Annotated in this window: 12 protein-coding genes and 1 tRNA gene; 7 read left to right on the forward strand and 6 right to left on the reverse strand. The window is 63.2% G+C overall.

Going from position 1 to position 14,012, the window contains the following annotated elements:
- Positions 1 to 259: 259 nt before the first annotated feature.
- From B586_RS20180 to B586_RS12390, 6 genes are all read right to left on the reverse strand, one after another.
- Positions 260 to 823 carry a PPE family protein gene (locus B586_RS20180; protein WP_168162534.1) on the reverse strand — a complete coding sequence of 188 codons (564 nt, stop codon included), beginning with the start codon at positions 821 to 823 and terminating at the stop codon, positions 260 to 262.
- 251 nt (positions 824 to 1,074) lie between these two features.
- Positions 1,075 to 1,545, reverse strand: coding sequence for a PE family protein (locus B586_RS20185; RefSeq protein WP_082607604.1), 471 nt, complete (start codon positions 1,543 to 1,545; stop codon positions 1,075 to 1,077).
- Positions 1,546 to 2,318: 773 nt separating this feature from the next.
- Positions 2,319 to 2,390: transfer RNA gene (locus tag B586_RS12375), tRNA-Val, on the reverse strand.
- A gap of 45 nt (positions 2,391 to 2,435) precedes the next feature.
- The gene (locus B586_RS12380) at positions 2,436 to 2,897 is read right to left on the reverse strand and encodes a peroxiredoxin (RefSeq protein WP_054879798.1); all 462 of its coding nucleotides are present in this window, start codon (positions 2,895 to 2,897) and stop codon (positions 2,436 to 2,438) included.
- Positions 2,897 to 3,319 (reverse strand): DUF3052 domain-containing protein, encoded by a 423-nt coding sequence (locus B586_RS12385; protein WP_047314653.1) that lies wholly within the window; start codon positions 3,317 to 3,319, stop codon positions 2,897 to 2,899. The genes B586_RS12380 and B586_RS12385 overlap by 1 nt, the downstream gene beginning before the upstream one ends.
- A gap of 109 nt (positions 3,320 to 3,428) precedes the next feature.
- A complete protein-coding gene (locus tag B586_RS12390; protein WP_082607605.1) occupies positions 3,429 to 3,995 on the reverse strand; it encodes a hypothetical protein in 567 nt (188 codons plus the stop codon).
- Positions 3,996 to 4,216: 221 nt separating this feature from the next.
- Here B586_RS12390 and aceE point away from each other — a divergent pair, with 221 nt between their 5' ends.
- The 7 genes from aceE to B586_RS12425 all read left to right on the forward strand — a co-directional run bounded on the left by aceE (position 4,217) and on the right by B586_RS12425 (position 14,001).
- Positions 4,217 to 7,036 (forward strand): pyruvate dehydrogenase (acetyl-transferring), homodimeric type, encoded by a 2,820-nt coding sequence (gene aceE, locus B586_RS12395; RefSeq protein ID WP_054879796.1) that lies wholly within the window; start codon positions 4,217 to 4,219, stop codon positions 7,034 to 7,036.
- A gap of 155 nt (positions 7,037 to 7,191) precedes the next feature.
- Complete coding sequence (locus B586_RS12400) at positions 7,192 to 8,511, forward strand: PucR family transcriptional regulator (protein ID WP_054879795.1); 1,320 nt, start codon at positions 7,192 to 7,194, stop codon at positions 8,509 to 8,511.
- A gap of 140 nt (positions 8,512 to 8,651) precedes the next feature.
- Entirely contained in the window at positions 8,652 to 9,566 is a 915-nt protein-coding gene (locus B586_RS12405) for an ACP S-malonyltransferase (protein ID WP_047314649.1), read from the forward strand.
- A gap of 98 nt (positions 9,567 to 9,664) precedes the next feature.
- Positions 9,665 to 10,012 carry a meromycolate extension acyl carrier protein AcpM gene (gene acpM, locus B586_RS12410; protein WP_047314648.1) on the forward strand — a complete coding sequence of 116 codons (348 nt, stop codon included), beginning with the start codon at positions 9,665 to 9,667 and terminating at the stop codon, positions 10,010 to 10,012.
- Positions 10,009 to 11,259, forward strand: a complete 1,251-nt coding sequence (gene kasA / locus B586_RS12415; protein ID WP_054879794.1) for a 3-oxoacyl-ACP synthase KasA — start codon at positions 10,009 to 10,011, stop codon at positions 11,257 to 11,259. The genes acpM and kasA overlap by 4 nt, the downstream gene beginning before the upstream one ends.
- A 27-nt stretch (positions 11,260 to 11,286) precedes the next feature.
- Positions 11,287 to 12,549: a 3-oxoacyl-ACP synthase KasB gene (kasB, locus tag B586_RS12420; protein ID WP_054879793.1), complete on the forward strand. Its 1,263-nt coding sequence runs from the start codon at positions 11,287 to 11,289 to the stop codon at positions 12,547 to 12,549.
- Positions 12,550 to 12,579: 30 nt separating this feature from the next.
- Positions 12,580 to 14,001, forward strand: coding sequence for an acyl-CoA carboxylase subunit beta (locus B586_RS12425; protein ID WP_047314645.1), 1,422 nt, complete (start codon positions 12,580 to 12,582; stop codon positions 13,999 to 14,001).
- Positions 14,002 to 14,012 lie beyond the last annotated feature (11 nt).

Genomic DNA, 14,012 nt, shown 5'->3' on the forward strand with positions numbered 1-14,012 from the left:
CGGTTTTGGAGTGGACTCGCCAGCAGGTGCATCGACAGCGCAGCCAGTCGAGCTCCTTGCGCTCACTCTCGGTCAGCGGGGAAACTTCGCCGTTCCATCGCCATCACTCCCTTATAAGGCGATGCCTCTACGGTACGAGGGGACGGCCCTCATAGCCGCGGCTCGAAACTACGGGGACAGATCAGGTGGGCTCAGCATACCGCCAACGGTCAAAACTCAAACCCCGCCCACGCCAATCCAACAGGGAATCAGATTAAGATTAGTAGTACCTCCTTTCCCTTCTGGAAGAGCTGGAGATCACCAGCGGCGCTGGTGCAATTCCCTCACTCTCAGCCTGCCCCATAATATCGAAGATGGCTTCCTGATATGTATTCATCATTTTCGCATTCTGGGCCCACATCTTTTGGTATTCGTAATCCAGCTCCGCGATTTTGGCGGTGAATTGCCCCAAAAGGTTAGTTGTTTTCAAACCTAAGGTAGCCACGCGGTTCGTCGCTATCGTAGTGTACGGCACCATCCCCTCGACCGTCTCGTCGTAGATATTCGCCGCGCGATGAAGATACTCAGCGGTCTTACTAGCCGTGTTGCCGTGTCCCTGCAGCCAAGAGCTGTACCGTGCCGCCGCTAATGAAAAGCTTTCCGCTGCCGGACCTTGAAACCAGCTTTCCGCATCGCCAACTTGACATATCCACTGTCTCGTCGCAGAAGACAACTTTTCCGCCAGATCGGTCCATGCGGCTGCAGCGGCCCGTATTGGCTTAGAACCCGGACCACGAATATTGAGGACGTTGACGTCGGGTGGTAATAGGTCGAAATTTGACACCCCGGTTACTTTCTCCTGAACTCTACGGTCAACATATCGCTGGTAGATCTATTCGCCGGTAACACACCGTGAGTAGCTACGCTGTGACACAATCCTCGTCGTCGTCCTCGACAGTATTCGTATAAGCAGGTGCGACAGCCCGGCTCCGGGACAACTGCTTGCCGATGCCCATGCCTCGACCGGCATGCAGCTAGCACAACAGCCCGCGAGCATTAGAACATTAAACGAGCATTACATAATATCAAATTCATTCAGATCTTGTCAGTTTCGCTATAAGCAGTTGCGGCATCCTTTAGGCTCCAAGAGAACTGCTCGCCGATGTCCGCGCCGCGATCGGTATGCACCTGGTACGACACCCCGCGAGCATTAAAAAATCTCGCTAACAGAGCTGACACGCTATCCTTCCCCGGCGCGGGAATCTTGGTCATCGCCGGGGCCTTCTGGGCATTTGCTATCGAAACCTGGTGAGCTATTTCCACCATCTTGGTGCTTATCCCAGTCATGCTATCTGGACTTGCCTGCATCGCCTCCTTGTCGCGTAGGGACGACGCATTCGAGTCTTTATTTCTACGTGAGGATACTAACGCCAGCGACTCGATCTCTTCGTCGGAGGAGTCTTCTTGTTGTATGAGCCGGCGCGGCCGTCGGCGCGGCTGAAGCGAGCTTGGCGGTAACAACCGATCCGAGCCTTCTGGTAAGTCTGATTGTGGCATAAACGCCATTGGCACTACATCCTTCGACCGCTTAGTTATGTTGAATTATGTGTACGTCATCGTACGACATCGTTTCAGCAATCTTACAGTAGGGTTAACGGTGGTGGGCTTGCCCCGTTCAGTGGACGAAGAGCCTGCAAAACACTGGCGTCTATTAATTTGTTCCCGCCGCCTTGAAGCCAGGCCAACATAGTTGCGGCCCTTAACTTTAATTAGGTAGACGCGGCCGCCCAACCAGAGCCGGGTCAGGGATTCCCCGGCGCCCAAAGCCGCCGGGAATGCGAGCCGGAGCGCGGCCAGGCTATCAGCTCCTCGCCGGTGTCCGCTAGCGCGTCAAGGATCAGGCGGGTCTACCAGAAGTTTGCGCAGAACGTGGCCAACGGCATCCACAGGCGGAACAACGCCGCGGGCAGCTACGCACACGCCATGGCGGCAGTGCTCGACGAGCGGACAACAAACTGATCGGCGGGAACCCGCAGCAGGAAATCTACGCTGTCGCGCCCGCCCGCGAGGACCGAATCCAGCGGGGCAACCTCACAACGGCGCTCGGCAACATCGAACTTCTATCGTCGCTTCGCCACGGTGCGCTGGCCGTGGGAGGACATGACCACGGAGGCCGAAGCGTCGGGCGATGTGGGTCGCTATACGGCGACGAGCGATGCCGCTGCGGACAAGGCCAGCAACTAGCTCACGGACGCCTTGGCCTATTCCTAGCCTATCGGGCGGTTCGACTAGCCGTGTCCTGCAGCCGGGAACCATTCTCTACCTGGAAATTTCAGTTGTGGGCGCGGACGGTATCGAACCGCCGACCGCTGGTGTGTAAAACCAGAGCTCTACCACTGAGCTACGCGCCCCATACCCGCCGCAGGCTACCCGCCCGGGGGCAAACCACCCAAACGTCAAGCCTTTAGCGCCGCCAAGGCTTGAGTCCACAGCCGCTGGTCGCGGGCCTCGCCAGGCTGCTTCATCTCGGCGAACCGAATGATCCCCGACCGATCGACGACGAAGGTACCGCGGTTGGAGTAGCCGGCGGCATCGTTAAACACGCCGTAGTGCTGGCTGACCTCGCCGTGCGGCCAGAAATCCGACAACACCGGAAACAGAAATCCGCTCTGGGTCGCCCAGATCTTGTGGGTGGGCGGTGGCCCGACCGAAATGGCCAGCGCCACGCTGTCGTCGTTTTCGAAATCCGGCAGATGATCACGCAACTGGTCCAGCTCACCCTGGCAGATCCCGGTGAATGCCAGCGGGAAAAACACCAGCAGCACGTTCTTGGTGCCGCGATAGCTGCTGAGCGTGACGGACTGCTGATTCTGGTCGCGCAGCGTGAAGTCGGGGGCGGTGGCTCCGACGCCCAGCATCAGCGCTTCCCGGCCCGCGACTTCGGCTGGACTAGCCGGCTAGCGCTCCAGTCACCCAGGTTGACCGACGAGGTCGGCATCAGGCCGGCAGTGGGGGCCGCCTCCGCGATCTCAGCGGGCAGTACGTGACCGGGCTTTCCGGTCTTAGGGGTCAGCACCCAAATCACCCCGTCTTCGGCGAGCGGAGTAATCGCGTCCATCAAGGTGTCCACCAGATCCCCGTCGCCGTCTCGCCACCACAGCAAGGAGACGTCGACCACCTCGTCGGTATCTTCATCGAGCAACTCGCCACCGCACGCCTCTTCAACCGCGGCGCGGATGTCGTCGTCGGTGTCTTCGTCCCAACCCCACTCTTGGACAACTTGGCCTCGTTGGATGCCCAGTTTGCCAGCGAAGCTCGGGGCGTGATCCGCCGCGACCACCGTGGAGCCTCCTTCAACTATCCGCGAAACTGATCTGCGCGCCGTTGCGATGGGCACTATCGTCGCACAAGCATCGTCGCACAAGCCGACCTCGGCCCGGGCGGCTACCTCAGAACGAAGCCAGGCACAGTTTCAATGCTTTGGTCTTGGTGTCGTTGAGCTGATCGACCCGCTTGTTGAACTCCGACGTCGGGGCGTGCGTGCCGATGGCGGTAGCCACCGACCGGGCGGCGTCGACATACGCGTTGAGGGCATCACGCAGCTGCAACGACAGCGCCTCGGTGAGACCGCTGACAACCGTCGAGGCGCTGTCGTTCAGCGCGTCGATGGCCGGGCCTTCGGTCGGACCGGTATTGCGGCCCTGATTGAACGCCCCAACAAAAGCGTTCACCTTGTCGATTGCCGAGCCGCTGGTGGCAGCAAGCGAGTCACACGAGCTGCGAATTGCCTTGGTGGTCAGCGATTGTTGCCGCTGCGACTCCCGGATGCTAGACGTCGCCGCCGAAGCTGACAACGACGCGGACACCGAGGCGCGGTAGGCCGAAGCGACCATAGTGTCCGGCGTTGCTGTTCCATCGGTGACGGCGGTGCAGCCTACGATGCCCATCAAGGCCGCCGCGCTACAGCCAAGCAGCAGCGCGCCTCGCCTAGGGATGGCACGCCATGCGGTGAGCACAGCTTGTGACGTTACCGGGTCACGATTCCAACCGCCCCCGACGCATCAGGTTCGGGTCGACAAACGGGTCTCGTCGTGCACTTACTCGAGGACCTCCAATGGGCGACCGGACGGCGGCTACCGACCCGAAATATCGGTGCGGCACGATAGGGGGACGATGGTCCAGATAGCCCCAAAGACATCATCCCAGCCAGTGCCCCGCCAACTACAGGAGTAGTGCGTTGACAACCGAGTTCGCGCGCCCGGATCTGACCAAAACCCCCATGAGCTCCAAAAATCCCGGCAGCGCAAGCGAACCCGACCGCGTTCGGGTGATCCGCGAAGGTGTGGCGTCGTATCTGCCCGATATCGACCCCGAGGAGACGACGGAGTGGCTGGAGTCCTTCGACGAATTGCTGGAGCGCTCGGGGCCGTCGCGGGCGCGATATCTGATGCTGCGGCTATTGGAACGGGCCGGCGAGCAGCGGGTGGCGATCCCGGCGCTGACATCGACTGACTACGTCAACACCATCCCGACCGAGCTCGAGCCGTGGTTCCCCGGCGACGAGGACATTGAACGTCGCTACCGCGCCTGGATCAGGTGGAACGCGGCGATTATGGTGCACCGCGCGCAACGACCGGGTGTGGGCGTCGGTGGTCATATCTCGACCTACGCCTCGTCCGCGGCGCTCTACGAGGTCGGGTTCAACCACTTTTTCCGGGGCAAATCGCATCCCGGCGGCGGAGATCAGGTGTTCATCCAGGGTCACGCGTCCCCCGGAATCTACGCGCGCGCCTTCCTGGAAGGCAGGTTGTCCGCAGATCAGCTGGATGGGTTCCGTCAGGAGCACAGTCATCCCGGCGGCGGGTTGCCGTCCTACCCGCACCCGCGGCTAATGCCCGACTTCTGGGAATTCCCCACCGTGTCGATGGGTCTGGGCCCGCTCAACGCCATTTATCAGGCACGGTTCAACCACTATCTGCATGACCGGGACATCAAGGACACCTCCGACCAGCACGTGTGGTGTTTTTTGGGCGACGGCGAAATGGACGAGCCGGAGAGCCGCGGGCTCGCGCATGTCGCGGCCCTCGAGGGTCTGGACAACCTGACCTTCGTCATCAACTGCAACTTGCAGCGCCTCGACGGTCCGGTGCGCGGCAACGGCAAGATCATCCAGGAGCTGGAGTCGTTCTTCCGGGGCGCCGGCTGGAACGTCATCAAGGTGGTGTGGGGCCGCGAATGGGACGCGCTGCTGTATGCCGACCGGGACGGCGCCCTGGTTAACCTGATGAACGTCACCCCTGATGGTGATTACCAAACGTACAAAGCCAACGACGGCCGCTTTGTCCGCGACCACTTCTTCGGGCGCGACCCGCGTACCAAGGCGCTGGTGGAACACATGAGCGACCAGGAGATCTGGAACCTTAAGCGCGGCGGTCACGACTACCGCAAGGTTTACGCCGCCTACCGCGCCGCCGTCGACCACAAGGGACAGCCAACGGTGATCCTGGCCAAGACCATCAAGGGCTACGCGCTGGGCAAGCATTTCGAGGGCCGCAACGCCACTCATCAGATGAAAAAGCTTACGCTGCAAGATCTTAAGGAATTTCGCGATACCCAGCGGATTCCGATTTCGGATGCCCAGTTGGAGGAAAATCCCTACCTGCCGCCGTATTACCACCCCGGCCCCGACGCCCCGGAAATCCGTTACCTGCTCGACCGGCGTCGCGCCCTTGGCGGTTTCCTGCCGGAGCGCCGGACCAAGTCCAAAGCGCTGGCGCTTCCTAGTCGCGACACCTACGCCGCGCTAAAGAAGGGCTCGGGAACCCAGGAAGTCGCCACCACCATGGCGATCGTGCGCACATTCAAAGAAGTGTTGCGGCACAAGGAAGTCGGCTCACGGATCGTCCCGATCATTCCCGATGAGGCACGCACGTTCGGCATGGACTCGTGGTTTCCGTCGTTGAAGATCTATAACCGCAACGGCCAGCTGTACACCGCCGTCGACGCCCAGCTGATGCTGGCGTACAAGGAGAGCGAAGTCGGGCAGATCCTGCACGAAGGAATTGATGAGGCCGGGTCGGTGGGCTCATTCATCGCGGCGGGCACGTCGTATTCGACGCACAACGAGCCGATGATTCCGATCTACATCTTCTATTCAATGTTCGGGTTCCAACGCACCGGCGACGGCCTGTGGGCCGCGGCCGACCAGATGGCGCGCGGCTTCCTACTCGGGGCCACCGCGGGACGCACCACGCTGACCGGCGAGGGCCTGCAACACGCCGACGGCCACTCGTTGCTGTTGGCGGCCACCAATCCGGCAGTCGTCGCCTACGACCCCGCGTTCGCCTACGAAATCGCCTATATCGTCGAAAGCGGGCTGGCCCGGATGTTTGGCGAAGACCCGGAGAACGTGTTCTTCTACATCACCGTCTACAACGAGCCCTACCCACAGCCACCCGAGCCGGAGAACTTCGATCCCGACGGCGTGCTGCGCGGCATGTACCGCTACCACAAGGCTAAGGAGCAACGTTCCAACAGAGCGCACATCTTGGCCTCCGGGGTGTCAATGCCCGCGGCGCTGAAGGCAGCCGAGATGTTGTCCGCTGACTGGGATGTCGCCGCCGACGTGTGGTCGGTGACCAGTTGGGGCGAACTGAACCGCGACGGGGTGTCCATCGAAACGGCCCGGCTGCGTTACCCCGACCAGCCGGCGAGTGTCCCCTATGTGACCCAGGTCTTATCCGAAGCCCGCTCGGATAACGCCGGACCGGTAATCGCCGTATCGGACTGGATGCGCGCGGTGCCCGAGCAAATCCGGCCGTGGGTTCCTGGCACCTACGTCACGCTGGGCACCGACGGATTCGGCTTTTCTGACACCCGGCCGGCCGCTCGGCGCTATTTCAACACCGACGCCGAATCACAGGTGGTCGCGGTGTTGGAGGCGCTGGCACGCGACGGTGAGATCGACCCGTCGGTGCCGATCGCGGCCGCACGTCAATACCAGATCGACGATGTGCAGGCCGCCCCAGAGCAGACGTCGGATCCCGGTCTTGCCTAACCTGATCCCACCCGCCCGCCGAGCGTGCGGCCAGCCGCACGTTGGGCCTCGAACGTGAAGCTGGCTTCACGTTCGAGGCTTCGGTCGTAAGACACCAGTAAGGGCCGAGCACTGCTTTGGGGGAAACTTCCAGAAACTTGGCGTAGCTTTTAGGCGTGAATGACAATCAGTTTGCGTCTGCAGCGCCACGCAGGTCACCGCTCGAACTACTGGACACCGTGCCCGATTCGCTGCTGCGACGGTTGAAGCAGTACTCGGGTCGACTGGCCACTGAAGCGGTCACGGCGATGCAAGAACGGTTGCCCTTCTTCGCCGACCTGGAAGCGTCTCAGCGCGCCAGCGTGGCGCTGGTGGTGCAGACGGCGGTGGTCAACTTCGTCGAGTGGATGCAAGACCCGCATAGCGACGTGAGCTACACCGCGCAGGCGTTCGAACTGGTGCCCCAGGATCTGACCCGACGAATCGCCTTACGCCACACCGTGGACATGGTGCGCGTCACCATGGAGTTCTTCGAAGAAGTTGTGCCGCTGCTGGCCCGTTCCGAAGAGCAGTTGACGGCGCTCACAGTGGGCATCTTGAAGTACAGCCGCGACCTGGCGTTCACCGCCGCCACGGCGTACGCCGATGCGGCCGAAGCGCGCGGCACCTGGGATAGCCGGATGGAGGCCAGCGTCGTCGACGCGGTGGTGCGCGGCGACACCGGCCCCGAGCTGCTGTCCCGCGCGGCCGCGTTGAACTGGGACACGACCGCGCCAGCGACGGTTGTGGTCGGCACCCCGGCGCCGGACCGCGACGGCGCAAACGGCCAGGTCAGCAGCGAACGAGCCAGCCAGGAAGTCCGCGATATTGCCGCCCGCCACGGCCGCGCGGCGCTGACCGACGTGCACGGTACCTGGTTGGTGGCGATCATATCCGGCCGGTTAGCGCCGACCGACAAGTTTTTTGGTGACCTGCTGCACGCGTTCTCCGACGGCCCGGTGGTCATCGGCCCGACAGCACCGATGCTGACTGCCGCCTACCACAGCGCAAGCGAGGCGATTTCCGGGATGAACGCCGTTGCCGGATGGAATGGAGCGCCGCGCCCCGTGCTGGCCAGAGAACTCCTGCCCGAACGCGCCTTAATGGGGGATGCATCGGCGATCGTGGCGTTGCATACCGACGTGATGCGGCCATTGGCCGATGCCGGGCCGACGCTCATCGAGACACTCGACGCGTACCTGGATTGCGGCGGCGCGATTGAGGCCTGCGCCCGCAAGTTGTTCGTTCATCCAAACACCGTGCGGTACCGGCTCAAGCGCATCACAGACTTCACCGGCCGCGATCCCACCCTGCCACGCGATGCATATGTGCTGCGAGTGGCGGCGACGGTGGGTCAGCTCAACTATCCGACGCATCACTCGAGTACGGGCAACAAGACGATGCCCCAGGTACAACTGCCGGTGATCCGGGGTGCCATGACACCGTCCGGACGATAGTGATCCAGATCGCAGGTCGCGGGATGATATCAAACCCGTAGCTTACCGAACTGTTTTGTAGGTTACATACAAAAACCTAAGACGAGGTTCATAATCTGTTACACCCCGCAAAACCGTCTTCACAGTGTTCTCTTAGACACGTGATTGCATTACTTGCACCCGGACAGGGCTCGCAGACCGAGGGAATGCTGTCGCCGTGGCTGGAACTGCCCGGCGCCGCGGACCAGATCGCGACCTGGTCGAAAGCGAGTGGCCTAGATCTGGTACGCCTAGGCACCACCGCCTCGACCGAGGAGATCACCGATACCGCCGTCGCTCAGCCGTTGATTGTTGCGGCCGCGCTGCTGGCTCATCAGGAGCTGGCCAAGCATGCCGCGTTTGAGAATGCCCCCGACGACCTCATCGTGGCCGGACACTCCGTCGGCGAGATCGCGGCGTACTGCATCGCCGGTGTGATCGCCGCCGACGATGCAGTCGCGCTGGCCGCCACCCGCGGCGCCGAGATGGCCAAGGCGTGCGCCCTCGAGCCGACCGGCATGTCTGCCGTGCTCGGCGGTGACGAAGCCGACGTGCTGAATCGCCTCGAGGAGCTTGACCTGGTTCCTGCGAACCGCAACGCCGCCGGTCAGATTGTCGCCGCCGGTCGACTGACCGCGTTAGAAAAGCTCGCCGAAGACCCCCCAGCCAGGGCTCGGGTGCGCGCACTGGGTGTGGCCGGAGCGTTCCACACCGAGTTCATGACCGCGGCCCTTGATGGCTTCGCCGAGGCGGCGGCCAGCATCGTGACCGCCGAGCCCATCGCGATGCTGCTGTCCAACCGCGACGGAAAGCCGGTCACGTCGGCAGCAGCAGGGATGGCGACCCTGATTTCTCAGCTGACTCACCCGGTGCGCTGGGATCTGTGCAACGCGACGCTGCGTGAGCACAACGTCACGGCGATCGTGGAGCTCCCGCCCGCGGGCGCTCTCACCGGAATCGCCAAACGCGAGCTTCGGGGGGTTACGGCGCGCGCCGTCAAGTCGCCCGCAGACCTGGACGAGTTGGCAAGCCTCTAATCGCCGGTCCGGCCATTTGCAAGGCCAGAACAACCACACAGGTCTAAACAGCAAATCAATCCGATTTGCACACAACACATTACGAAGGGAAGCAGACTGTGGCCGTCACTCAGGAAGAGATTATTGCCGGTATCGCCGAGATCATCGAAGAGGTGACCGGTATCGAGCCGTCCGAGGTTACCCCGGAGAAGTCGTTCGTCGACGACCTGGACATTGACTCGCTGTCGATGGTCGAGATCGCCGTGCAGACCGAGGACAAGTACGGCGTCAAGATTCCCGACGAGGACCTCGCCGGTCTGCGTACCGTCGGTGACGTTGTCGCCTACATCCAGAAGCTCGAGGAAGAGAACCCCGAGGCCGCCGAGGCGCTGCGCGCCAAGATTGTGTCGGAGAACCCCGACGCCGCCGCGAACGTTAAGGCAAGGCTGGAAGCGGAAAGCAAGTGACCAAGCCTTCCACTGCTAATGGCGGTTTCCCCAGCGTTGTGGTGACCGCCGTCACAGCGACGACGTCGATCTCGCCGGACATCGAGGGCACGTGGAAGGGTCTGTTGGCCGGCGAGAGTGGCATCCACGTACTCGAAGATGAGTACATCACCAAGTGGGACCTGCCGGTCAAGATCGGCGGCCACCTCAAGGAGCCGGTCGATACTCACATGGGCCGGCTGGACATGCGGCGCATGTCGTACGTCCAGCGGATGGGCAAGCTGCTCAGCGGTCGGCTGTGGGAGTCCGCGGGCAGCCCGGAGGTCGATCCCGACCGGTTCACCGTCGTGGTCGGCACCGGTCTGGGTGGCGCCGAGCGAATCGTGGAGAGCTACGACCTGATGAACGCGGGCGGGCCTCGTAAGGTGTCTCCGCTCGCCGTTCAAATGATCATGCCCAACGGCGCCGCGGCGACCGTCGGGCTGCAGCTCGGGGCACGCGCCGGGGTGATGACACCGGTGTCGGCCTGTTCGTCGGGCTCCGAGGCGATCGCGCACGCCTGGCGCCAGATCGTCATGGGAGATGCCGACGTCGCCGTCTGCGGCGGTGTCGAGGGCCCGATCGAGGCGCTGCCCATCGCGGCGTTCTCGATGATGCGGGCCATGTCGACCCGCAACGACGACCCCGAGGGGGCATCGCGCCCGTTCGACAAGAACCGTGACGGGTTTGTGTTCGGCGAAGCCGGTGCCCTGATGCTCATCGAGACTGAGGAGCACGCCAAGGCCCGCGGCGCCAAGCCGCTGGCTCGGCTGCTTGGTGCGGGCATCACCTCGGACGCCTTCCATATGGTGGCGCCCGCGGCCGACGGGGTGCGGGCCGGGCGGGCAATGACCCGGTCGCTGGAGCTGGCGGGTTTGTCGGCGAAGGACGTGGACCACGTCAACGCACACGGGACAGCGACGCCGATCGGCGACAGCGCGGAGGCCAACGCCATCCGGGTCGCCGGTTGCGAGCAGGCTGCGGTGTATGCGCCAAAGTCAGCACTGGGCCACTCCATCGGCGCGGTCGGCGCGCTGGAGTCCGTCCTGACGGTGCTGACTCTTCGCGACGGTGTCATCCCACCCACGCTGAACTATGAAACCCCAGATCCCGAGATCGATCTGGACATTGTCGCAGGTGAACCTCGCTACGGCGACTACCGTTACGCGGTCAACAACTCCTTCGGGTTCGGTGGCCACAACGTGGCGCTCGCCTTTGGGCGCTACTAAGCACGGGAAGGAACCTTCGCTAGACCCATGACCACATCGCCGGAGCTGGTTACAGGGAAAGCTTTTCCCAATGTGGTCGTCACCGGCATTGCGATGACGACTGCGCTGGCAACAGACGCGGAGACCACGTGGAAGTTGTTGCTCGACAACCAAAGCGGAATTCGTATGCTCGATGACCCGTTCGTCGAGGAGTTCGACCTACCGGTTCGCATCGGTGGGCATCTGCTGGAGGAATTCGACCACCAGCTGACCCGCGTCGAGCTGCGCAGGATGGGTTACCTGCAGAGAATGTCCACCGTGCTGAGCCGGCGGCTATGGGAGAACGCCGGCTCGCCCGGCGTGGACACCAATCGGTTGATGGTGTCCATCGGCACCGGGTTGGGTTCGGCCGAGGAGCTGATCTTCAGCTACGACGACATGCGTGCTCGGGGCATGAAGGCGGTCTCGCCCCTGGCCGTGCAGAAGTACATGCCCAACGGTGCGGCCGCGGCCGTCGGGCTGGAGCGCCACGCCAAGGCTGGGGTGATGACGCCGGTGTCGGCGTGTGCGTCTGGTTCCGAAGCCATCGCCCATGCGTGGCAGCAGATCGTGCTCGGCGAAGCCGACGCCGCGATCTGTGGTGGCGTGGAAACACGGATCGAGGCCGTACCGATCGCCGGGTTCTCCCAGATGCGCATCGTGATGTCCACCAAGAACGACGACCCCGCCGGTGCGTGTCGCCCGTTCGACAGGGACCGCGACGGCTTCGTGTTCGGCGAGGCCGGCGCGCTCATGTTGATCGAAACCGAGGACAGTGCGAAGGCGCGCGGCGCCAACATCCTGGCTCGGATCATGGGCGCCAGCATCACCTCGGACGGCTTCCATATGGTGGCGCCGGACCCCAACGGGGAACGCGCTGGGCATGCGATCGCCCGTGCGGTTCACCTCGCGGGCCTCAGTCCGGGCGACATCGACCACGTCAACGCCCATGCCACCGGCACCCAGGTCGGTGACCTGGCCGAAGCCAAAGCCATCAACAGCGCCCTCGGTAATAACCGACCGGCGGTGTACGCACCCAAATCTGCCCTCGGCCACTCGGTGGGTGCAGTCGGCGCGGTGGAATCGATCTTGACTGTGCTCGCGTTGCGAGACCAGGTAATCCCACCGACACTGAACCTGGTAAACCTCGATCCAGACATTGACTTGGACGTGGTGGCGGGTAAGCCGCGGCCAGGTAATTACCGGTATGCGGTCAACAACTCATTCGGATTCGGCGGTCACAACGTAGCGATCGCCTTCGGCCGATACTGACCCGAACATCACTGACACAGGAGACCTGCGATGACAATCACAGCCCCAGAGGTGGTGGGCGAGTCCCTTGACCCCCGCGACCCGTTGTTGCGTCTGAGCAATTTCTTCGACGATGGCAGCGTCGAACCGCTGCACGAGCGTGACCGGTCCGGCGTATTCGCCGCGGCAGGCACCGTGAACGGTGTCCGCACCATCGCGTTCTGCACCGACGGCACCGTCATGGGCGGCGCCATGGGCATCGAAGGATGCGCGCACATCGTCAACGCCTACGACACCGCTATTGAGGAGCAGAGCCCCATCGTGGGCATCTGGCACTCGGGCGGGGCCCGGCTGGCCGAGGGCGTGCGGGCGCTGCACGCGGTCGGTCAGGTGTTCGAGGCCATGATCCGCGCGTCCGGGTACATTCCGCAGATCTCGGTGGTCGTCGGTTTTGCTGCCGGCGGCGCCGCCTATGGACCGGCGCTGACCGACGTCGTCGTCATGGCGCCGGAGGGCCGGGTGTTCGTCACCGGGCCCGACGTGGTCCGCAGCGTCACCGGCGAAGACGTGGACATGGCCTCGCTCGGAGGCCCAGAGACCCACCACAAGAAGTCCGGGGTGTGCCATATCGTCGCCGACGATGAACTCGACGCCTATGAGCGCGGCCGCCGGTTAGTCGGATTGTTCTGCCAGCAAGGGCATTTCGACCGTAGCAAGGCCGAGGCCGGTGACACCGATATCCACGCGCTACTGCCCGAATCGTCCCGGCGGGCCTACGACGTGCATCCGATCGTGACCGCCATTCTGGACGAAGACACACCTTTCGACGAATTCCAGGCGAATTGGGCACCGTCCATGGTCGTCGGGCTGGGCCGGCTGTCCGGCCGCACGGTTGGCGTACTGGCCAACAACCCGCTGCGGCTGGGCGGTTGTTTGAACTCCGAAAGCGCCGAGAAGGCAGCACGTTTCGTACGACTCTGCGACGCGTTCGGGATCCCGCTGGTTGTGGTTGTCGATGTCCCCGGCTATCTGCCGGGTGTCGACCAGGAGTGGGGCGGCGTGGTGCGCCGCGGCGCTAAACTGCTGCACGCGTTCGGCGAGTGCACCGTTCCGCGCGTGACGCTGGTCACCCGAAAAACTTACGGCGGAGCCTACATTGCGATGAACTCTCGCTCGTTGAATGCGACGAAGGTGTTCGCGTGGCCGGACGCTGAGGTGGCAGTGATGGGCGCCAAGGCGGCCGTCGGCATCCTGCACAAGCGCAAGCTGGCCGCAGCACCGGACCACGAGCGCGAAGCGCTACACGACGAGTTGGCTACCGAACATGAGCGCATCGCCGGCGGCGTGGATAGTGCCATCGACATCGGCGTGGTCGACGAGAAGATTGACCCGGCGCATACCCGCAGCAAACTCACCGAGGCACTGGCTCAGGCGCCTGCGCGCCGCGGCCGCCACAAGAACATCCCGCTGTAGTTTCCTGGCTC

The sequence above is a fragment of the Mycobacterium haemophilum DSM 44634 genome (genome assembly GCF_000340435.2).
GTDB classification, from domain to species: Bacteria; Actinomycetota; Actinomycetes; order Mycobacteriales; family Mycobacteriaceae; genus Mycobacterium; species Mycobacterium haemophilum.